The organism is Streptomyces sp. NPDC002787, from assembly GCF_053592095.1.
In genome coordinates this window covers 43,181-62,644 of sequence record NZ_JBSFVC010000017.1, presented here as the reverse complement: position 1 = coordinate 62,644, position 19,464 = coordinate 43,181, and the positions used below count along the sequence as shown (strand labels likewise).

Annotated in this window: 15 protein-coding genes; 6 read left to right on the top strand and 9 right to left on the bottom strand. The window is 71.4% G+C overall.

From position 1 onward, the window contains the following. Positions 1-323: 323 nt before the first annotated feature. On the top strand, positions 324-971 hold the full coding sequence (locus ACWD26_RS24095) for a TetR/AcrR family transcriptional regulator (protein ID WP_451273292.1): 648 nt from the start codon (positions 324-326) through the stop codon (positions 969-971). A 242-nt stretch (positions 972-1,213) separates the two neighbouring features. Here the strand turns inward: ACWD26_RS24095 and ACWD26_RS24090 are convergent, their stop codons facing one another. Continuing rightward, the gene (locus tag ACWD26_RS24090; RefSeq protein ID WP_451273290.1) at positions 1,214-1,876 is read right to left on the bottom strand and encodes a TetR/AcrR family transcriptional regulator; all 663 of its coding nucleotides are present in this window, start codon (positions 1,874-1,876) and stop codon (positions 1,214-1,216) included. Between the two features lie 135 nt (positions 1,877-2,011). Here ACWD26_RS24090 and ACWD26_RS24085 point away from each other — a divergent pair, with 135 nt between their 5' ends. Continuing rightward, complete coding sequence (locus ACWD26_RS24085) at positions 2,012-3,637, top strand: MFS transporter (RefSeq protein ID WP_451273288.1); 1,626 nt, start codon at positions 2,012-2,014, stop codon at positions 3,635-3,637. Between the two features lie 141 nt (positions 3,638-3,778). On the opposite strand, the gene ACWD26_RS24080 is transcribed toward ACWD26_RS24085, so the two are convergent. Next, entirely contained in the window at positions 3,779-4,702 is a 924-nt protein-coding gene (locus ACWD26_RS24080; protein ID WP_451273286.1) for a LysR family transcriptional regulator, read from the bottom strand. A gap of 70 nt (positions 4,703-4,772) precedes the next feature. Here ACWD26_RS24080 and ACWD26_RS24075 point away from each other — a divergent pair, with 70 nt between their 5' ends. Beyond that, a complete protein-coding gene (locus ACWD26_RS24075; RefSeq protein ID WP_451273284.1) occupies positions 4,773-5,468 on the top strand; it encodes a cyclase family protein in 696 nt (231 codons plus the stop codon). Between the two features lie 9 nt (positions 5,469-5,477). Further along, positions 5,478-5,930, top strand: coding sequence for an N-acetyltransferase family protein (locus ACWD26_RS24070; protein WP_451273282.1), 453 nt, complete (start codon positions 5,478-5,480; stop codon positions 5,928-5,930). Position 5,931: 1 nt separating this feature from the next. Here ACWD26_RS24070 and kstD read toward each other — a convergent pair whose 3' ends face one another. Beyond that, positions 5,932-7,734: a 3-oxosteroid 1-dehydrogenase gene (kstD, locus tag ACWD26_RS24065; protein WP_451273280.1), complete on the bottom strand. Its 1,803-nt coding sequence runs from the start codon at positions 7,732-7,734 to the stop codon at positions 5,932-5,934. Between the two features lie 258 nt (positions 7,735-7,992). Here kstD and ACWD26_RS24060 point away from each other — a divergent pair, with 258 nt between their 5' ends. Further along, entirely contained in the window at positions 7,993-8,904 is a 912-nt protein-coding gene (locus ACWD26_RS24060) for an alpha/beta fold hydrolase (protein WP_451273278.1), read from the top strand. Between the two features lie 188 nt (positions 8,905-9,092). Here ACWD26_RS24060 and fxsT read toward each other — a convergent pair whose 3' ends face one another. From fxsT to ACWD26_RS24035, 5 genes are all read right to left on the bottom strand, one after another. Continuing rightward, complete coding sequence (fxsT, locus tag ACWD26_RS24055) at positions 9,093-13,043, bottom strand: FxSxx-COOH system tetratricopeptide repeat protein (protein WP_451273276.1); 3,951 nt, start codon at positions 13,041-13,043, stop codon at positions 9,093-9,095. Beyond that, on the bottom strand, positions 13,040-14,416 hold the full coding sequence (locus ACWD26_RS24050) for a TIR-like protein FxsC (RefSeq protein ID WP_451273274.1): 1,377 nt from the start codon (positions 14,414-14,416) through the stop codon (positions 13,040-13,042). Before ACWD26_RS24050 ends, fxsT begins: the two co-directional genes overlap by 4 nt. A gap of 52 nt (positions 14,417-14,468) precedes the next feature. Continuing rightward, entirely contained in the window at positions 14,469-15,242 is a 774-nt protein-coding gene (locus tag ACWD26_RS24045; RefSeq protein WP_451273272.1) for an AAC(3) family N-acetyltransferase, read from the bottom strand. After that, positions 15,235-17,388, bottom strand: a complete 2,154-nt coding sequence (fxsBH, locus tag ACWD26_RS24040) for a radical SAM/SPASM protein FxsBH, inactivated beta-hydroxylase extension form (protein ID WP_451273270.1) — start codon at positions 17,386-17,388, stop codon at positions 15,235-15,237. The genes ACWD26_RS24045 and fxsBH overlap by 8 nt, the downstream gene beginning before the upstream one ends. A 97-nt stretch (positions 17,389-17,485) precedes the next feature. Further along, positions 17,486-17,665: a hypothetical protein gene (locus ACWD26_RS24035; RefSeq protein WP_451273268.1), complete on the bottom strand. Its 180-nt coding sequence runs from the start codon at positions 17,663-17,665 to the stop codon at positions 17,486-17,488. A gap of 231 nt (positions 17,666-17,896) precedes the next feature. Between ACWD26_RS24035 and ACWD26_RS24030 the strand changes: the two genes are divergently transcribed. After that, positions 17,897-18,811: a DUF4231 domain-containing protein gene (locus ACWD26_RS24030; protein ID WP_451273266.1), complete on the top strand. Its 915-nt coding sequence runs from the start codon at positions 17,897-17,899 to the stop codon at positions 18,809-18,811. 30 nt (positions 18,812-18,841) lie between these two features. On the opposite strand, the gene ACWD26_RS24025 is transcribed toward ACWD26_RS24030, so the two are convergent. Next, positions 18,842-19,360, bottom strand: a complete 519-nt coding sequence (locus ACWD26_RS24025; RefSeq protein ID WP_451273264.1) for a hypothetical protein — start codon at positions 19,358-19,360, stop codon at positions 18,842-18,844. Positions 19,361-19,464 lie beyond the last annotated feature (104 nt).

Here is a 19,464-nt window from a genome sequence, read left to right as displayed (position 1 = left end):
CCGTGAGCTGAACCGCCAGGGCTGCGGTGGTCGTGGCCGCGCCGGCGACGACGGTCCTGCGGGAGAGATGGCCTGAACGCTCGTGGTTCATACGGGATACGGATCCTTCGCCTCGGGTGGGGTGCCGACCGACGTTGGCCGTGGGCGGTGCAGGGATGGTGTTCGTGGCTGAAGGTTCGTGGAGCAAACCAGGACCAGAACGGGTGGTGGCCCGGCGGGTCCGGCCCGCCCGCGGGGCCTCTCTCTGCTGCCCTGTCGTGCCAAAATGGGGCTGCCGTGCGTTCCGTCTCACCGTCTCCGTACTGATCCCCGAGGTTCTCTCCGTGACCAAGCCCGTGGCCCGCGAGCCGATGCGCCGCAATGCGCGGTCCAACCGGGCGCGCATCCTGGCCACGGCCCGGGTGGAGCTGGGGCGGAACCCCGACATCACGCTGGAGGAGCTGGCGCGGGCCGCCGGGGTCGTGCGGCGCACCCTCTTCGGACACTTCCCGGGGCGGGCGGCGCTGCTGGAAGCCCTCGCCGAGGAGGCCTCCGAGACGCTGCGGAGCACGGTGGCGGCCGGGCCGGAGCCGACGGAGCCGGCCGAGCGGGCGCTGGCGGGGTTCGTGTTCACCCTGTGGCCGGTCGGGGACCGTTACCGGATGCTCCTGGCGCTGGCCCGGCGTGACCTGGGCGCCGAGCGGGTGGCCGAGGTGCTGGCGCCGGCCCGGGAGGCGGTCACGGGCATTCTGGAGCGGGGCCAGCGCGACGGTGTCTTCCACTCCCATCTGCCGCCCGCCGTGCAGAGCGCCGGGCTGGAGGCGATGCACGTCGCCCTGCTGGAGGCCGTGAACACCGGGGCGTTGGAGGACGACGGCCACCGGGTCGCCACCGCCACGCTCATCGCCGCCGGCGTGCCCGAGAAGCGGGCGAGCGCCGTGGTGGAGGAGGTTGGGTCGGCGATGAGCGCGGCCCGGGCCGAGGACGCCTGACTCGTCGTAGGTCCGCTTCCGTACGACTTCCGTACCGCCCGGGGTCGCCCTGGGGGCGTGGCGGTCGTAGGGCGGGCGGGAACGGTCGTACGTCGCCTGGCCGTTGTCGTACGCGTACGCGTACGCGTACTCGTACTCGTGCAGCGTGCTCGTTTTCGTCTTCGTCCTCGGGCCGGACTGGTACGTCGGTCTCCTCCTGAGGGCTTCGAGGGTCTCCGGCGTTTCTGGGTGACTCGAGGGTTTCAGAGGGGCTGTGGGGGCGACCCGGTCCCGCGCAAGTGACCGACCCTCTCGGTGGCGTCGGCTGGGGCGACCCCGGCGGCGATCAGGGCGGCGGTGGCGGCGCCGGTGCCGTCGTCGGACCAGATGCCGCGGTTGACGCAGTCGAGCAAGGCCAGCAGATGGGCCTCGATGGCGCGGGCGAGCGGGTCGGGCGGGAGTGTGGTCCGGAAGACGCCCTGCCGCTGACCGCGGGCGAGGATCCCGGTGATCCGGTCGCGGGCCGGGGTCAGCAGTTCGTCGGCGCGGTCGCCGCCGAGGTTTTGGCGGGCGAGCCGGATGAGGGTGCGGTAGCGGTCGCCGACCGGCCACACGGTGAGGACGAAGCGTGCCAGGTCGGTCGCGGCGTCGGGGGTCGCGGCGGGGGCGCCCGTGACCGCGAGCCGGATCGCCTCGGCGGCCTCCGCGGCCAGGCCCTCGACGAGCGCGGCCCGGCCGGCGAAGTGGACGTAGACGGTGCGCCGGGCCACCCCCGCGGCTCCGGCGATGTCCTCGAGACGGCTGTCGGGGTCGCGGGTCAGTTCCCGTCGGGCCGCCTCCAGGATCCGTGCGCGGGTGGCGCGGCCGTTCCGGCGCTGCGCCGGCTGCGGCGTCGAGGGCGGCATCGGTGTTGGTCGGCTGGTCACATCGACACCTCGGGGATCGGCGAGGGAAGGGGGGTGGCGCGATAGTTGCACACGAATGAGCAATAAACTAGTCTGCACATCGATGGGCAATTAAGTGGTTCCGCTCGTCCTTCCCGTCCTCTCTAGGAGCTTTCGATGCCCTTCCTCGCGAACACCCCCGTGGAGAAGATGACAGGGCCGTACACACGGCGCTGGTGGGCGCTGATCGTGCTGTGCCTGAGCCTGCTGATCGTGGTGATGGCGAACACCTCGCTGATCGTCGCCGCCCCGGACATGACCACCGACCTGGGCCTGAGCAGCAGCGACCTGCAATGGGTCGTCGACGGCTACACCGTCCCGTACGCGGCGCTGATGCTGGTGCTGGGCTCGATCGGCGACAAGTACAGCCGGCGCGGCGCGCTGATCCTGGGGCTGCTGATCTTCGCGGGCGGATCGGTGATGGGCAGCCTGGTCGACGAGACGTCGCTGGTCATCGCGGCTCGCGCGATCATGGGCGTCGGCGCCGCCGTGGTGATGCCGGCCACGCTGTCGCTGTTGGTCGCGACCTTCCCCCGGAGTGAGCGGGTCAAGGCCATCACCGCCTGGACCGCGACCTCGGGTCTGGCCATAGCCGTCGGCCCGCTGGTGGCCGGCTGGCTGCTGGAGGACCACGCCTGGGGCTCGACCTTCCTGATCAACGTGCCCATCGCCGTCCTCGCCGTCGTCGGCGCGCTCGTCCTGGTGCCGCCGTCCAGGGCGGAGGGCATGGGCCGTATCGACTACGTCGGTGGGCTGCTGTCGATCGTCTCCGTCGGTTCCCTGGTGTACGCGGCCATCGAGGGTCCGCACTTCGGCTGGGGCGCCGGCCCGGTCACCGCGGCCGTCGTCGCCGGCGTCGGCCTGATCGCCTTCGTGGCCTGGGAGTCGCGCCACCCGCACCCGATGCTCGACGTTCGCAGGTTCACGCTGCGGCCCTTCAGCGGCTCGATGCTCGCGGTGCTGTTCTTCTTCTTCGGCACCTTCGGCGCGATCTACTACTCCACCCAGTTCCTGCAGTTCGTCCTCGGCTACGACGCCCTCGACACGGGTATACGGCTGCTGCCGCTGGCCGGTGCGGTCTTCCTCGGTGCCGTGGTGACCGGGAAGCTGACCCCGAAGCTGGGTGTGAAGGCCATGGTCGTCACCGGCATGCTCATCGGCACCGCGGGCGTGTTCCTGCTCACCCAGATCGACAAGGGCTCGACGTACGCCGACTTCCTGGCGCCGATGATGATGCTGGGCTTCGCGATCGGGCTGAGCGTCTCCCCGGCCACCGACACGATCATGGACTCCTTCCCCGAGTCCGAGCTGGGCGTCGGCGGCGGCGCCAACGACACCGCGCTGGAGCTGGGCGGCGCGCTCGGCATCGCGGTCCTCGGCTCGCTGCTGGGCACGGCCTACCGGGACGAGCTGACCGGCCTGGTCGGCGACCGGCTCCCGGCCGCCGCGATGGAGACCGCCAAGGACTCGGTCGGCGGTGGCCTGGCCGTCGCCGAGCGCCTCGCGCAGGACCCCTCTGTCGGTCCGCAGCAGGCCCAGGCCCTCGTGGACGCCGTCCACCAGGCCTTCGCCCATGGTGTCGCCCAGACCAGCCTGATCGGCGGGATCATCATGGCCGCCGGAACGCTGATCGTCCTCGCGGTCCTGCCGGGCCGGCGGGACTTCGGCAAGAAGGCGGCCGAGCGGGCGACCGGGACGGCGGAGGCGCGACGGGTGGAGGAGCACGCCGGGTCCGTACGGTGACCTCGGGGGCCGTGGAGGGACCACGCGCGGCGCGTACTTCGCGGAGTCGGGGCCGGGCGGGTGTGTCCGCGGGCCTGGTCGGGGCGCTGATCGGACGGGCGCGGGTTGACGGTGGCTGGTCGCTCCGTTGCCCGCGCCCCTTCAGGGCGCTGGTGTCGGCCCCAGGTTCACGGCGGCCTGTTGGAGGGCCTGGACCACCGCTGTGGTCAGGGGCTGTGGGGTGGGGCCGGAGGGGCGCCAGACGGCCGCGATGCGGCGGTGGCCGGCCATCGGGACCGTCGGCAGGGCCACCGTTTCGGATGGGGTGTCGGTGAGGGCGAGGGTGGGGACGACGGCGGCGCCCAGGCCGGCGCGGACCAGGGCCAGGACCGTCGGGAACTCCAGGGCGGTGTGGGCACGGTGCGGTGTGAAGGCGTACTGGGCGGAGATCCGGGCCAGGGCGCGACCGCACGCCGTGCCGGGCGGCGCCGCGACCCAGGGGCGGTCGGCGAGGTCCCGGACCGAGCGGGGCGTCGGTGACCAGTCGGCGGGGCTGATCACGCGGTACTCGTCGTCGGCGACCGGGGCGGACGCCAGGTCCCGCCACTGCTCGTCCGGATCGGGGTCGGCGGCGTCGTACTCGACGACCAGCAGGTCCAGGCCGCCGGTGCGCAGCTCGCGCAGGGCGTCGGGGCCCTCCGTCTCCACCACCTTCGGCCGCAGACCCGGGTGGGTGCGGGCGAGGGTGCCGAGGGCCGGGACGAGCAGGTGACACACCGCCGAGGAGAACGCGGCGACCGTCACCGGCCCGGTGGAACGGCCGGTCAGCTCGGCGAGTTCACGGCGGGCCTCCGCCAGCTCCCGCTCGATCCGCTCGGCCCGCGCCGCCAGCAACCGCCCCGCCGGGGTCAGCCCCGCGCGGCGCCGCGAACGGTCCACCAGCGGCTGACCGACCTCCCGCTCCAACTGCGCCAGATGCTGCGACACGGCCGACGGGGTCAGATGCAGCACCTTCGCCGCGTCCACCACGCCACCGCGCAACGCCACCGCGCGCAGCACGCGCAGACGGCGGGGGTCCAGTTCCATAAGCCGTACTGTAGTGCCGCTTCAGTAAATCTTGCTTGTGGTGAAGTGGTGCTACAGGGAGGATCGGGGCATGAACAGCAAGCCACGGCGGATCGTCGACCTCAGCCACCCCATCCGGCACGGGATGATCACCTACCCCGGGCTCCCCGGCCCCGAGATCGGCGAGCACCTCACCCGAGAGGCCTCACGGGAGATCTACGCCCCCGGCACCGAGTTCGCCATGGGCCGGATCTCGATGGTGTCCAACACCGGCACCTACGTCGACAGCCCCTACCACCGCTTCGGCGGCGGACACGATCTCGCCGCGCTGCCGCTCGAGAGGCTGATCGACCTCGACGGCATCGTCGTACGCGTCCAGGGCGCCGGCCGCCGGGCCGTGGACCGGGAGGCGCTGCTGCCGTACGACGTCACGGGGCGGGCCGTGCTGATCCACACCGGCTGGGCCCGGCACTGGGGCACCGACCGGTACGGCCACGGCCACCCCTACCTCACCGCCGACGCCGTCGCCTGGCTCGTCGAGCAGCGCGCCGTCCTCGTCGGCATGGACACCCTCAACATCGACGACACCGACGACGGCACCCGCCCCGCCCACACCGGCCTGCTCGCCGCCGGCATCCCGGTGGTGGAACACCTGCGGGGCCTGGAGCAACCGCCCACCCAGGGCTTCCGTTTCCACGCCGCACCCCCGGCCGTCGAGGGCATGGGCACGTTCCCGGTACGGGCGTACGCGCTCCTCGACGACGAGGCGAGCGTGGACGACGCCTAGGCTGACGCCGTGACCGAACTCGACATCAGTCGCGTGGACGGTGCCGCCGGCGACGAGCGACTCGAAGCCTGGCGGTACGTCCACAACACGATCATCCCCACGCACCTGCTCTCACTCGACGACGTCCGACAGCGCGCCGTACGCAACGACCTGGAACTCGCCTACGCGGACGGCGTCCTCGTCGGCAACTCCACGGTCCGCCCGCCCGAGGGTGACACGGCCACGGCCACGGTCATCGCGCGCGTACTCGCCGAACACCGGCGGCGGGGGTTCGGCGAGGAGCTGTACGAGCGGGCGTGGCGGCGGGCGCGGGAGCTGGGTGCCCGCGTGATCGAGACCTGCGTGCTGGAATCGAACGAGGACGGGCTGCGGTTCGCGCTCGCGCACGGTTTCGTCGAGGTCGAGCGCTATCTGCTGGACGGCGACACGATCCCGTGGATCGACCTACGACAGCGGGGTTGAGCTACAGCTTCCCGGCGATGTCCAGCGCGGCCACGTACCCGAACGTCATCGCCGGCCCGATCGTCGACCCGGCCCCCGCGTAACTGCGGCCCATCACGGCGGCGCTGGCGTTGCCCGCCGCGTACAGGCCGCGGATCACCGAGCCGTCCGGCCGCAGCACGCGGGCGCGGGCGTCGGTGAGGAGGCCGCCCTTGGTGCCGAGGTCGCCCGGGACGATGCGGAGGGCGTAGTAGGGCGGCAACCACAGGGGCGCCAGGCAGGAGTTGGGGAGGACGGACGGGTCCGTGTAGTAGTGGTCGTACGCGCTGTCGCCGCGCCCGAAGTCGGTGTCCTCACCCTGCCGGGCGAGGGAGTTGAAGCGGTCGACGGTGGAGCGGAGGGCGGCGGCGGGTACGCCGATCGCCCCGGCCAGCGCGTCGAGCGTCCACGCCTTGTGGACGGCCCCGGCGTCGTACCACTCGTCGGGGAACGGGAACGTCGGCAGGATGTCCTTGAAGAGGTACCGGTTGCGGTAGTTCTGGTCGACGATCAGCCAGGCCGGGATGTGCGAGGCGGACGAGGTGTCCTTTTCGTACATCGTGTGGACGACATCGCTGTACGGCCCCGCCTCGTTGACGAACCGCGCACCGGCCCCGTTGACCAACAGCCCACCGGGCAGCGTACGTTCGGCGAGGCAGAACCAGGCCTGGCCCGGGGTGGCGATGGCCGGTCCCCACCAGGCGTCGTCCATCAAGTCGGTCGCCGCGCCCGCCTGTTGACCGGCCCGGATCCCGTCGCCGGTGTTCTCCTTCGCGCCCACCGTCCACTGCGTGCCGACGGGCTGCTCCTGGTACCGCTCCCGCATGGCCGCGTTGTGCTCGAAGCCGCCGGAACCGACGATGACGCCCCGGCGGGCGCGGACGAGCCCGGGGGAGCCGTTCTTGGTGACGACCGCTCCCGTCACGGCCCCGTTCTCCAGGTGCAGGTCCGTCAGAGGGGTGTTGAGCCACACCGGCACACCGGCGCCGAGCAGCCCGGCCCGCAGTCCGCCCGCCAGTGCCTGCCCCATGGTGAGCGGCTTCTGCCCGAGCAGCGCGGCCTTCGTGCCCCGGGCGAGGCACTCGGTGGCGACGGCCAGCCCCTTCGCGCTCACGGCGGTCAGCGCCAGCCACTTGTAGTCGGCGCTGAAGACCACCATCCCGGCCGGGGTGGCCAGATAGGCGGGATTCAGCCGGGCCAGCTCGTCCCCCAGCAGATTCCCGTCGAACTGGTCCGGCTCGATGGACCGCCCGTTCGGCAGGCCTCCCGGCAGTTCCGGGTAGTAGTCGCTGTAGCCCTCCATCCACCGGAACCTGAGCGGGCTGTTGGCCATGACGAACGACAGCATGGCGGGCCCGTGGTCGAGGAACGCCTTCTGCCGGTCGGCGGGCACGTCGTCCCCGACCACGGCCGCCAGGTACTGGGCCGCCTTGGCGGGCGTGTCCGGCACCCCGGCCGCCTTGATCACACTGTTGTTCGGCAGCCAGATCCCGGCCCCCGAACGCGCCGCCGACCCCCCGAAGGTCGGCGCCTTCTCCACGACGACACAACTGAGCCCCTGCTTGGCCGCCGTCAGCGCCGCGGTCATCCCGGCGGCGCCGGAGCCGATGACGACGACGTCGTAGGTGCCGAGGAGGGGTGGAGCGGCTGCGGCGGCGGTCCCCGCGAGCCCACCGGCCGCGACCGCCGCCCCCGCCCCCGCTCCGGCGGCCGTGCCGAGCACCCGACGCCGCGAAGGCCCGCCGTGTGCCGCCGTACGTCTCTCAGGATCCGCGCTCTTGGACATGCAGGACGCTCCAGCCTCGCGAAGGGACGGGTAGGCCGTGCTGTTCCCCGGGAGGCAATCGGTCCCCTGCGCCCCGGACGTGGTGCGGAGCCTCGAATCTGACGTGAAGGGATGGTGAAGTCAAGCCTGTCACTGACGTCGAATCAGGTCCCTTTGATTCGGGCCCATTTGACCTGCATATTCGTTTCGCGGGGTAGGCGCGCGGGCAATGTTCGGGCAGCGTGGTCCCGGTCTGCGGACCGAGGGAGGGGGAGCGCTGTGCATGACCTCGTACGGGCGCCGGACCATGTCCGGACGGCCGACGGGCGGCGGTTACGGGTCGAGTGCGCGGGGGATCCGGACGGCCGGCCGGTGTTCCTGTTGCACGGGATGCCGGGGAGCAGGGTGGGGCCCAGACCGCGGTCCATGTTCCTCTACCATCGCGGCGCGCGGCTGATCAGTTACGACCGCCCCGGGTACGGAGGGTCGGACCGGCGGCCGGGGCGGCGGGTCGTGGACTGCGTGGAGGACGTGGAAGTCGTCGCGGACGCTCTGGGGTTGGACCGTTTCGCGGTGGTGGGCCGGTCCGGCGGGGCTCCGCACGCGCTGGCCTGTGCCGCGCTGCTGCCGCACCGGGTGACCAGGGCGGCCGCCCTCGTGACGCTGGCGCCGCAGGACGCGGAGGGGCTCGACTGGTTCGCCGGGATGGCGCCGCACAACGTCCGTGAGTTCCGTACGGCGCTCACGGATCCCCGGGGGTTCGTCGCCGCGCTGATCCCGCGGTCGGCCGCCATCCGTTCCGACCCTGCCCGGCTGCTCGACGAACTGCGCGGCGATCTCACGGACGAGGACCGGATGATCGTCTCGGACAACGGCATCCGGTCGATGCTGCTGCGCAACTACCACGAGGCGCTGCGGACTTCGCCGTACGGCTGGATCGACGACGCGCTCGCGCTGACCGGCCCCTGGGGGTTCGACCCCGCGGAGATCAAGGTGCCGGTGCTGCTCTGGCACGCCGGGAAGGACGTCTTCACCCCGTCCGCGCACTCCTCCTGGCTCGCCGATCGCATTCCCCGCTCCATCGCCGTCTGCGAACCCGCCGCCGCCCACTTCGCCGCGATCCGGGCTCTGCCGGACGTTTTGAACTGGCTGCTCACCGCGAGTGAGCCGAGTGCGGCGGCAGTGGTCTGAGTTTGTCTGCCGGTCCGGTGGGGGCTGGTCGCGCCCCGCGGCGGAGCCGCATATCGACAACGCCCCGCGCCCCTTAAAAGCCCCGGGCGCGACCCATGCCTTAAGGGGCGCGGGGAACTGCGCGAGCAACCACACACCACCCGCACCCGCCCACGAAACCGGCAACCCACCACCCCCTGACGCGCCCCTCACACCGCCAGGGGCTCAAGGTCCCGGTAAACCCTCCGCCGCTGCCCCACCAGACGCGTGATGCCGTTACCCTCGCCCAGCTTCGGGCCGAGGCGGCGCAGGTCGGAGAGGGTCGCCTCGCGCAGCCGCTGGGCCTCCTCCTCCCGGCCGAGCGAGCGCAGCGTCAACGCGGAGTTGCTGATCACGGCGAGGGTCTCCGGGTGCTGGGGGCCGAGGAGCGACTTGAGGACGGTGCGGGCCGGCTCCTCCAGGGCCCAGGCCTCCTCCGGACGGCCCTGCTCCGCCAGTACGTTGGCGTGGTTCGCGCGGGCGAAGAGGGTGTGGGGGTGCTCGTCGCCCAGGGTCGCCGCCATGCGGCCCGTCACCTGCTGGAACACCTCCTCGGCCTCCTCGGCGTCCCCGCAGGCCCACAGATAGATGCCGAGGTTGTTGAGCGCGGCCTGCGTGTAGGGGTGTTCCCTGCCCGGGACCTTCACATAGTGCTCCAGCACGCTCTTGACGGTCTCCCGCGCCCGGTCGGGCTCGTCGGCGGCGTACAGATCGGCCGCCAGGTTCAGCTCACAGGCGAGGGAGTCCGGGATCGGGTCCGGATACTTGTCCCTCGTGTACTGGGTCCGGTACTGGGTCAGCGTCGCCCGGGTCAGCCGGTGCGCGTCCACGAACTGTCCCGACCGCCGCAGCGACACCGCGAGCGACTTGGCGCAGCTGAGCGTGCCGGGGAAGTCCTTGCCGAGGATCTGCTTGTGCGTCTCGTACGCCTCCGACAGGACCACCACCGAGTCGGTGTAGCGGCCGACCTCGCGCAGGTCGCGGCCGAGGCCCTGGGCCGAGATCAGGGTGTAGGGGTGGTCGGGGCCGAGGACCTCGCGGCGGCGGGCGTAGGTGTCCTGGTCGACGTCGCGGGCCTCGTTGTAGTGGCCGACCATGCGCAGCGCGAGCGCGAGGTTGTTCGCGGCGTTGAGCGTCCGCCCGTGCGACTCGTGGAAGATCTGGCTGAACCCCTGGTGGGCCTCCCGGGCGAGTTCCACCGCCTGTGTGTACTCCCCGAGGGCGGCGAGGTCGCTGGCGAGGCTGGAGGTGGTGACGTACGTGTGCGGGTGCGTGGGCCCGAGGACCCGCAGCTGCCGGTCGAGCACGTCGGCGTCGATCTCGCGCGCCTCCACGAAACGCCCCTGCGACCGCAGCACGTTGGCGAGCTGACCGCGCAGGTACATGTACTGCAGATCGTCCTCGCCGAGGGTCTCGTGCCAGTGTGCAGCGAGCTCCTCGGCGAGTTTCCGGGCGCCGGGGAAGTCACCCCGCTTCCACAGGTAGCGGACCCGGTCGATGAACAGGCGACGGGGCTCGGCCTCATGGCAGTCGCGCAGCTCGGAGGCGTTCAGATGCGGCCAGATGATGGCGAAGCGGGGCCAGGTCTCGGCGTCGTCGATGGGTTCGTCGCCCGGGGGGCGGGCGCCGGCGAGCATGGTGTGGACAACGTGCCGGGCCTGCCGCTGCTCCTCCTCGGTGAGCCGGGAGCGGATCACGGCCTGCACCAGCCGGTGCACCTGGATGCTGGTGCTGGCCTGGTCGACCTTGGCGAGGGCGAAGCGGCCGATCTCCCGGATGACCCGGCCCAGCATCAGGCTCTCCTGAAGGCTCGGGTCGACCTTCTTCAGCTCGTCCAGCATCTCCCGGCTGTACAGCAGGTGCGAGGAGATCGGCTCGGGCGCCATGAAGGCGCACAGCTGGAGCAGGCGGACCGAGGCGGGGGAGCGTTCCCGCAGCCGGGTGATGGAGATGTTCCAGGTCGCCGCCACCGTCTGCGGGTAGTCGGCGGGCTGGTTGAGGTCGAGGACACCGGTCGTCTGCTCGTTCAGCTGCCGCAGGTACTCCTCGATGGGCGTGGCGGTCTCGGCGAGCCAGGCCGCCGCCTGCTCCACGGCCAGCGGAAGGTCGCCCACCGCCTCCGCGACCCGGTCGGCCTCCTCGGCGCTCAGCCCGGGGGCGCGCCGGGAGAGATGCTCGACGCTCTCGTGCCGTGGGAAGACGTCGACGGGCAGGGAGGTGCCCCGTTGTTCCCAGGTCTGGTTGCGGGAGGTGACGAGGATGTGCCCGCCGCCGCCCTGGGGGAAGAAACGGGTGAGTTCCTCGGGGTTGTCGGCGTTGTCGAAGACCAGGATCCAGCGTTTGGTCGGCACGCCCTCGGCGAGCATCCGTACGGTCTCCTGGCTGACCAGTGTCATGTCGTCGCCGCCTGGAGCGTGGATGCGGGCGCCGAGTTCGGCGAGGGCGGAGGTGACGCCGTCGCCGTGCTCGGCGGAGATCCACCACACCAGGTCGTAGTCCGCCATGAACCGGTGCACGTACTCCAGGGCGACCTGGGTCTTGCCGACGCCGCCGAGGCCGAACAGGGTCTTGGGCTGGGTTCCCACGGCCGACGACCCGCCGCGCAGCTGTTCGCGCAGTTCGTCGAGGATCTGGCTGCGGCCGGTGAACGTGGTGTTGCGCTGCGGCGCGTTCCACACGGTGGGGGCGCTGCCCGGGAAGCGGGGCTCCACGACAGCGAGGTCGTCGGGCCGTTCCGGCAGTTTCAGGGCGCTGAGCAGGGCGGCGACGCACTGGGTCGCGTCGAGCCGGTACAGGTCCACCGGCTCGTGGTCGATGTAGGCGTCGGGGAAGCGGGCCTCGTCGACGCGCAGCGGCACCGTCGTGGTGCGCGGCATCGCCAGGGCGGTGTCGGTGAGGGAGCGCCAGGTCGCATGGGCGTGCCGGGACTTCTGGAAGGCGTGGGACAGCAGCAGGAGCGCACGCGTCGCCGTGTCCAGGCGCTCCGGTGGGCCGGTGGACACGTCGTGCAGGGTGACGTTGCAGCCGGTCTGCCTGAGGACGGCCTCCACCCAGTCGGCCCACATCCGGTTCTCCGCCGCGTACACCACGACGATGTCCGTCATCGGCTGTCGTCGTGTGAACGCCTCCAGACAGCGCTGCCGCAGCGGTTCGGGCACCGGTGGCAGTGCGGTGATCTCACCGTCGGAGATCACTTTCGTGAGCCGTTCGAAGGCCGACAGCAGGGAGTTGGCGATGTTGCTCTTGTCGCCGACCGTGGCGAGGGTCTCCTCGTACGCGTAGAAGGGCACGTACGGTATCTCCATCGCACCCCAGTAGGCGTCCTGCTGTTCGGCGCTCAGCTCCTCACCGTCCAGGCCCCTGGGCAGCCCCTCGAACCGCAGCCGGGCCAGTGCCCGCCCCGCGTCGACCTTCCGCTTCTCGCCCTCGTCGATGCGCATCAGGACCGGCAGCACCCTGATCCGCCGCTTGTGCTGGCCCCCTTCGACGCTGCGGGCCACCGCGGCCGCCCCGTCCAGGGACTGGCCGCTGAGCGTGAAGCAGTCGACGAGCACGTCCGGCATCTGGATGGTGCAGATGTCCGCGCTGTCCGACAGACCGGTGCGGCTGTCGATGAGGATGTAGTCGTACGACGCCTTCATGTCCTCGCGCAGGGCGTCCAGGAACTGGCCGCCGCCGAGGCGCTCGTAGAAGTTGTCCCACTCGAACGACGACACGGCCGCCGAGTACTCCCGGTTCCGTCGGCCGGCGGAGAGGAAGTCGAGCGAGCCGCCCTCGGGGAAGGACAGCCCGAGCCGTTCGGGGCTGAGGGACACGGCGTGCTGTTCGACGCGGGCGTAGTCCCGGTGCCAGGGGCCGGTGCGCGGGCCTCCGGTGGTCGCGGCCCAGCAGTACTCGGTGATCATGTCGATGACCCCGGTGGTCGACGCGAGGACGCTCAGGTCGAGGAAGGGCTGGAAGAAGCGGTCGAGGCCCGGGGCCTCCAGGTCCCAGTCGACGGCCAGGACGCGCTTGCCGTTGGCCGCCAGGATCCACGCCGTGTTGGCCAGGGCCATCGTGCGGCCCGTACCGCCCTTGTACGAGTAGAAGGTGATGATGCGTCCGTCCTGCCGGGCCGTCATGCTTTTCCTCCGTGGTCGGAATCCGCATCGGGGGCGGTCGGGCCCGCGAGAGTGAGCCGTGGCCGGGGTGTGGGCGGGCCCGGTGGCGGGTGGGCCTTCGCGTGCCTGAGGAACTGCCGGGTCGCCTGCGCCACGACCACCGGCAGTACGTCCATGAACGCCTTCAGAGTGGGGACACCGTTGACCGCGGACCAGCACTTGGCGCGGCGCCCCCGTTCCAGGAGCAGCGGCATGGTGTCCTCCAGTTCCTCCTTCAGCCGCTCGCCCTGTTCGCCTCGGCACTGCAGGTCGAGGCGGTTCCACGGGACGATCGCGCCGACCCAGGGGTGGGCGGTCGAGTCGAACGCCTTGAGCCGGTGCCGCCGGTCCCGGTCGAGCAGGGCCCAGCGGTCGAGCAGCAGGATCCCCGGGTGGGGCTCGGGCGGCTGCCCGCTGCCGTCGGGCTCGGACTCGGCCGAGGTGAGGCCGTCGGTGCCGGGGTCCGGGAGGTCGAAGTCCGAGACGGTGATGCGGTAGTCGAGCGACCGGATCAGCTCCTCGGCCAGCGTGGACAGCGGGCGCCTGGACTGGCCGTGGTACGGGTTCCACTCGGTGGCGTCCTCGCCGTACGGGGCGGCGTCCCGGCCCTCCGGCACGGTGCTCCGGCTGGGCGCCGCCACGGTGAGGTGGATACGGCGCGGCCCCTCGCCGTGCGGGCGGAACGCGCTGTGCGTCGACTCGTACGGCCGGGGCCGGCTCGACGGCAGCGGGGTGTTCTCGGCGACCTGCACGATCCGCTGCGCGAGGCCGAACACCGTCTCCTCGTACTCGTCCCGCAGTCGCTTGAGCTTGATCAGCCCGTAGATCCCGTACGACGCGTAACGCTCCCCGAACTGGGTGCGCTCGACCTGGATCTGCCGGACGGATTCCGGGAGCCCTTCGAGGTCCATGCCCGTCCACAGCACGGGGACTATGGCGGGGATGTCACCCAGGCCGGCGTTCCGGGCCTCGCGTATGCGCTCGTCGAAGGTGAACCACTCGCGCCCGCAGTTGTCGCTGGAGAAATAGCGGGGCGAGTACAGCGGTACGAACACACGGCAGTGCGCGAGGTTCTCACTGAGCCGGTCCGGCCAGCCCTCCCCGGACCGCATCTCCCGGTCCAGGAACCCCGCGGGCGTCCCCCGCGGATGAGCGGTGAGGGCCAGGACGTCCGCGCACAGATCCTTGTAGAGCAGGTGCACCCAATGGTCGGGATCGCCGCTGTCGGGTCCCGAGGACGGAGTGTGCGCGTAACTGAGGAAAAAGTACGGACGGTTGTCCGGAGCCCGTCCCTGAGCAGGTGTACCCACACGCCCCCGCCTTTCGATGCCCTCGTGCCCCCGCCTAGGCGCCATCCAGCCGGAACCAACAATGTGCCCGATCAGCTCCCCGGGCACATGGCTCGTTTCACGTCATTTCCGCGCGATATCCGGACATCAGATGCCGCGCCGTGTCGACAGCATCGCGCATCCCGAACAGAAACGTCGGTTTTCCCGCGAACTCCCTTTCCCTGAACAAACCATGCGGTAAGCGGGCCCCGATCGTCCCGAAGTCGCCGTCGTACAGGGAGAGATCCTCGTACTCGATCCAGTTCCCCTTGTCCTCGACCACACAGCGGTAGGTCCTCGTCGGGGGCGGCGGGGTCATCCGGTACTCGGAGAGGTGGAAGGCGGTGCACACCTCGAAGCCGACCCGCAGGAGCAGGACCTGGGCGTCGGCGGCGTACAGCGTGGCCAGGGGGGACCGTTCGCCCAGGTGGCAGTGCGGGTCGTGGTCGGCGAGCAGTTCCCCGGCCCGGGGCCCGAGCGCGGCGAAGGAGGTCTGCGGATGGGCGCTGCGCACCGCGCCGGGCGTGGTCCGCACGCACTCGGCGAGCGCGCCCATGGTCGGGCAGGGCGTGGCGTTGGGCTCGAACGGGAGCATCGCCGCGCGGAAGTCGGCCTTCTCCCGCTCGGTCATTCCCTTGGTACGGCTGTGGTACGAGGGGGAGGTGTCGGAGTTCTCCGGTGTGAAGGCGGGTACGACGAGGGTGCCGTCGGGGCCCAGCGCGTCGAGGAGGGCGTTGCGTACCTCGGTCGGGCTCAGCCCGGTGCCGCGCAGCGAGGAGTGCACCATGAGCACGCCGCCCGGCCGCACGCCCAACCGGCCCAGTGTGTCGTGAAGTCGGGCGACCTCACCCATCCGTCACCGCCAGCTCCGCGCGCAGTTCGCCGGCCAGGCGGGCCCCGCCGCGGGTGAGTTGGTGTTCCGCGGTGGCGGCGAGCGTGTCCAGGGCGGCATACGCCCGTCGCAGCGACCCGTCGGCGTCGTGTGGTACCGCGCAGGCCCGCCCCACGTACTCGCTGGCCTCGTCGAGCAGCCGCCCGGCGGCGCTGCCCGGCACGTTCAGGTCCGTGACCTCCCGCAGGGCGGCGAGCCGGGACCGGCGTCCCAGGAGCGGCAGTTCCCGTACGAACGTGTCCGGTGCGAAGTCGACGGCCACACCGAGCGCGCCGAACGCGTGCGTGCCGAGCCGGAGTCCGGCACCCGGGGCGAGGGGGGTGACCGTGGTGACGACGAGCGCGTTGGCGCCCTTGCGCCAGCCTGGCTCCCGCGCGTCCAGCGCCTCGTGGGCCGACCGCAGCCGCTCGCCGAAGGCGGCCAGCTCGTCCGGGGGCAAGGGCTCCGCGACCGGCGCCTCGAAGCGGTCGCGGTACGGGTCGGCGTCGTCGAGGAGCAGTGTCGCCCCGTCGGTGAGTTCGGTCGTCCTCAACGGCCGCCAGCCCACCGCGAGTTCACGGCCTTCCTCGTCCGTGCCGCGCACCTGGAGGCCGCTCTCCGTGACCGCGCACTCCACCCGGCCGGGGGCCGAGAGTCGCACCGTCCCCAGGGTCGGCAGGTGGAGGTCCCGGGCGGGGTGCCGCCAGGTGAGGGTGGCCTCCGTCTCCGCCAGCACGGCGGCCGCCGTGACCGCAGCCATCAACTGGGGGAGATCGACGGGTCCGTCCAGGGAGCGGCGCAGCACGGACCGCAGATACGGGTGGGCGAGGACGGTGTTGAGGTGCGCGGCGGTGGCGGCGTCGGAGTCCAGTTCGACCAGTACGCGCCAGGCGGCCTCCCAGTCGGGGTGATCCGTCAGGGCCGCGTTCACCGTCGACAGCAGATCGCGGTCCAGCTTCAGCTGCGCCAGCCGTAGTTCCTCGGCGTCGGTGACCGCCGGGTGCAGCGTGTGCTCGGTGATCCGCTCGGCGATGCCCTCCACCAGGCCTCGCAGGTCGGCGCAGAACACCGAGGGATTGTCGAAGCCCTTCTCGCCGCTGTACCGGTGGGCGTAGAGGCCGCCGCCGCAGGACTCCACGACCGGGCAGCGGCGGCAGGTCTCGCTGACCCCCGCGATGCCCAACTGGCGGGCACGGACACCGGGATGCTCGGCGAACTCCGCGAAACCGTGCCGGAAGACGTCGTACCCGGTGGCGGGGGCGCCTTCGTACGCCGTTTTCAGCGAGTCGGCCTGCTCGAAGGTGCCGTCGGTCTCGATCACCGCCAGGTCGGAAGGGGCGAGCCCCAGCGCCTCGGTGAGGCTGGGGCCGCCGCGCAGGGTGCTGAGCACCGACTCGAAGGTGCGCACCGGCATGGGGCGCCCCTGCTCCTCCCACCGGTCGAAGACCTTCAGCAGCCAGTCGGCGTACGGTGTCGCCGGCCCGCCGGGCTCATGGCCGGGGGGAGGGCTGTCCCAGGTCGAGTGGGGGAGAAGATAGTCGATCCGGGGCGGATCGAGGGAGGTCAGCGCGTCGTGCACCGCCACCGGGTCGTTGGCCACGTCCACGGTGCACAGCAGGCCCTGGTACAGATGCCGGTGTTCCGGGAGGCGGAGCAGGTCGAGGGCCCGCAGGACCCGGTCGTAACTGCTGCGGCCCCGGCGGTCGAGGCGGTGGCGGTCGTTGGCGACGCGGTCCCCGTCGAGCGAGACGCCGACCTTTACCCCGAATTCATCGAAGATCCGCAGGTGATCTCTGTTCAGCCGCACCGCGTTGGTGTGAATACGCAGATCGAGTGCGGTGACCGGGGCGAGAGCGCGGGTGAGTTCCGCGCAGATTCGTCTGAGCCGGGCGGGTCCGACAAGGAGAGGTTCGCCGCCGTGCAGAATGACCGTGACGGATTCCAGATTTCGCGCCTGCACGTACTCGGTGAGGCGACGGGCGACCTGGTCGAGGGTTTCCTCGGAGATGACCGTCGGCCGTGAGCGCCACGACTGGTCCGAGGCCTCATACACGTAGCAGTGGTCGCACGCCAGGTCGCACCGGCTGTGGATCTTGAGTACCAGTTGCTGGATCGCGGGGTCCCTCACTTCGGCAGTGTAAGCCCTCGCGCCACTCGCGACAGACATGACGACGGGGCCCAACTTCCTTGATCCAAAAGGAGGTTGAGGCCCCGGTTGGCCTACGTCAGATGCTGGAGGTGAACCCCGGCTTGGCGAGGTGCGGGCCACGAGCGTCCGTCACCCGTCCGGTGGAGCGCTGGGTGCGGGGCTCGTGCACGGCGACCTTCGCGAGCGGGGCGAGCCTCGTGTGGGCCGACCGGGCGGTGTCCGATCCACGCGTCGTCTTCGTGAAGGAAAGGTTCATCTCGTCGCTCCAGTTCGAAAAAGGGACGCTGTCATCGGTCCCTTGCTGACGAGGTCCTTTTGGTCGAGGCTCGGACATGAGGGTGGACGACAGACTACAGACTTTCGCGTTTCTATCATGCGCCGACGGGGGTTCGCTGCGCGATATGAGGAGATGGCGATCTGGCGCATATTCAAGATTGACGAGAGCATGACCGTCCCGTTGACTTCCCGGCATCCTTACGAGGTGTGCATGGCTGCGACGCCCGGCCCCAGCACCACGGTGAGTGATCGAGATCTGTCCCCGTTGTTCCGTGTCAGCGATGAGAGGGCGCTGGTCCGGCAGGGTGAATCCTTCCGGGTGGTCCGTACCCAGTTGGTCGTGCTGCTGCTCGCCACGGCGACCGCCTCGCTGGCGGAACGGGTGGGCAGCCGGGTGCCCTCGGCCGTCGCCGCGGTGCTGTACGCCCTGACGGTGGGGATCGGCCTCTACGCGTCCCGTCGCCGCGCCCGGGCGCAGTGGCAGGCCCAGCGGGCCGCGGCCGAGGTGGTCAAGTCGCTGGCCTGGCAGTTCATGGTGCACGGCGGGCCGTTCCACTCCCGGCTCGTCAATCCCGAGGCGCTGTTCGCGGAGCGGTTGGAGGAGCGGCTCAGCGAACTGCGGAAGGTGGGCTGGGAGGATCCGCGCGAGAGTGTCACCGAACGGGGGCTCGGCCAGATCACGCCCATGATGCGTACGGTGCGCGCCAAGCCGTTCGCGACCCGGCGGGACATCTATCTCCGCGACCGGGTCATGGAGCAGCTCTCCTGGTACGGCAACAAGGCCCGGCAGGCGCACCGCGCGTCCGTGCGCTGGTCGGGTATGACGACCTTTCTGACGCTGCTGGCGCTGCTCGCCGCCGTGCTCAGGGCCTTCGGGGCGATCGAGGGCCGCTGGGACCCGACCGGTGTCCTCAGCGCCGCCGCCGCGGCCGGCGTCGCCTGGCAGGAGGTCCGGCGGCACCGCCCGCTGACGTACGCGCACCGGCTCGTCGAACAGGACCTGGAGACCCTGCGGGTCGCCATGAGTACCACCGTCACCGTCGACGGGTGGGCCGACGCGGTCGCGGAGGCGGAGCGGCTGGTCTCACCGCAGCACACGGACTGGCTCGTACGGTTCGGGTCCTGACGGGGCGCCGAACGAGTGAGGGGGTGAAGGTCAGGCGCGGCGTACGCCCGGTTTCCACAGCACCGTCACCGGGACGCCCGTGAGGCGGGCGTAGTCGACGATGTCGGCCGTGCCGCCGAGGCCGCGGGCCGGGGCGCCGTCCCAGACGGCGATCACGCGGTCGGCGTGGTCGACGATGTAGCGGCCGGCGGCGTAGTACGCCTCGTCGTGGGTGCGTTCGTGCGGGAGTTCCACGCGTGCGGCGCAGCACTTGAGGAGTCGGCGGTAGGCGGCCCGGACCGTGTCGTCGCCGAGGTGGGTCTCGTAGTCCATGCCGGGGATGACGGCGGTCAGCGGGATGCCGTTCTCCAGGGCGATCTCCGCGAAGAGCTGGTCGGCGCCGGCGGCGAGGCTGCTGAGGGCGCGGGCGGCGGGGCGGTCCCGTAACTCCGCCCGGATGCCCGAGCGGACGGTGGACAGGGCGGCGTCCGGGATCTGCCGGTGTCCGGTGATACCGATCCGGGTCACGGGCCCTGACATCCGTGCGCTCACCTCCGTGGCCGCGGTCATCCGAACAACCCTAGCGGCGCGGGCCTTTGACGAGAACGACGCGTACGGGCGTTCGGTGGGGCGAATGCGGGCTCGAGGAGGCGGCTGCCGGGTGAACGTCGTGG